Origin of the sequence: Streptomyces sp. ID05-39B, from assembly GCF_033794725.1 — a bacterium.
Taxonomy (GTDB): Bacteria; Actinomycetota; Actinomycetes; order Streptomycetales; family Streptomycetaceae; genus Streptomyces; species Streptomyces bobili.
On record NZ_JARGEF010000482.1, the window covers coordinates 1 to 1,937 of the forward strand.

Here is a 1,937-nt window from a genome sequence, read left to right on the forward strand (position 1 = left end):
ACCCCGGCCCACCCGGTTCGACGGCCCGAACGCGCAGGTCGTAGGTCCGAAGACCGAGCCCGGTCCGGCCAAAACTCGGTGGGCGATGTCAGTGGCGATCCGTAGGCTCGCTCCTGATGCCCACGACACCTGCACCCGCCAAGGACCGCTCCGCCGTCCGGACGTTGCTGCGCCTGTGGCCGTACGTGCGGCCCGTCCGGGGGCGGTTGTTCACCGCCGCCGCCATCGCGGTCGTCGCCTCCTGCACGGGGCTGGTGATCCCGCTCGTGCTGAAGTGGATGGTGGACGGGCCGGTCGCGGACCGGGACTCGACGGGCGTCTGGCTGGGCGCGCTGTACCTGCTGCTGCTCGGGGCCGCGGAGGCGATCCTGTTCGGGCTGCGGCGCTGGCTGGTGGCTCGGCCGCTGTCCCATGTCGAGGCGGAGATGCGGGCCGATCTGTACCGGCACATCCAGCGGCTGCCGGTGGCCTTCCATGACCGGTGGGCGTCGGGACAGCTGCTGTCCCGGGGGACCACAGATCTGATGCTGCTGCGTATGTTCCTCGCGTTCCCGCTGACGTTCCTGCTGGTCAACTCGGTGACGATCCTCGTCGGCGTGACCATCATGCTGCTCCAGGACTGGACGCTCGGGCTGGTCATCCTGGGGCCCGCGATCCCCGTCATGGTCACCTGCGTGATCTTCGAGAACCGGTACGCGCGCGTGGCGCGACGCGCCCAGGACCAGGTCGGCGATCTGACGACGGTCGTCGAGGAGAGCGTCCTCGGCATCCGGATCATCAAGGGCTTCGGCCGGCACCGCAGTCAGGCGCGGGCGTTCCGCGACCTGTCCTTCGGGCTGCGCGGCACGGAACTGCGCAAGGCGCGGCTGCTGGCGACGATCTGGGCGGTCATCGTGACCCTGCCCGAACTGGCCATCGGCGCCGCGCTGGTGCTGGGCACGGTGCAGGTCGCGGACGGTGAGCTGTCCGCGGGGACGCTGGTCGCCTTCCTCTCCACGGCGCTCGCCCTGCGCTGGCCGGTGGACTCGATCGGCTTCCTGCTCGCGATGAGCCAGGAGGCGGCGACGGCGACCGAGCGCTACTTCGAGGTGATGGACGCGGAGCCGGAATCGGCCACCGACACGGGCACGAGAAAGGACGGGGACGATCGTGCGGCGGCACCGGGAGGCGACGGCCTGCGCTTGCACGGTGTCACCTTCCGCTATCCCGACGCCGATCCCGGCTCGCCTCCCGTCCTCGACCGGGTCGATCTGCACATCCGGCCCGGCGAGTCGATGGCGCTGGTCGGGGCCACCGGCAGCGGGAAGACGACGCTCACCGCGCTCGTGCCCCGGCTGCACGAGGTGACCTCGGGACGGATCACCCTCGACGGGGAGGACATCACCGCGATGCCCCGCGAGGAGCTGCGGGCGAGGGTCGCCGTCGCCTTCGAGGAACCGACGCTGTTCTCCGCGAGCGTCGGGGAGAACGTGCTGATGGGGGCCGGCGGCGACGCGGACGACGGCGATCTGGAGCGGGCGCTGGCCGTCGCGCAGGCCGAGTTCGTGCACGCGCTGCCGCAGGGCACCGGGACCCAGGTGGGTGAGCAGGGGCTGAGCCTGTCCGGCGGGCAGCGGCAGCGGCTCGCACTGGCGCGGGCCGTCGTGGGCCGGCCCCGGTTCCTCGTGCTCGACGACCCGCTGTCCGCGCTGGACGTCCACACGGAGGCCGCCGTGGAGGCCGCGCTGCGCCGCGTCCTCGCGGACACGACCGCGCTGATCGTCGCCCACCGGCCGTCCACCGTGCTGCTCGCCGACCGGGTGGCCCTGCTGTCCGGCGGTCGCGTCACCGCCGTGGGCACGCATCACGAACTGCTGCGCTCCAACGCCGAGTACGCCCATCTCATGTCCGGGGACCAGGAGGCAGACCGCCGATGACCGCGCCCACCACCACCTCCC

General features: G+C 72.2%; 1 protein-coding gene. It reads left to right on the forward strand.

Going from position 1 to position 1,937, the window contains the following annotated elements:
- Positions 1-116: 116 nt before the first annotated feature.
- Positions 117-1,916 carry an ABC transporter ATP-binding protein gene (locus P1P75_RS41305; protein WP_319265139.1) on the forward strand — a complete coding sequence of 600 codons (1,800 nt, stop codon included), beginning with the start codon at positions 117-119 and terminating at the stop codon, positions 1,914-1,916.
- Positions 1,917-1,937: the final 21 nt, after the last annotated feature.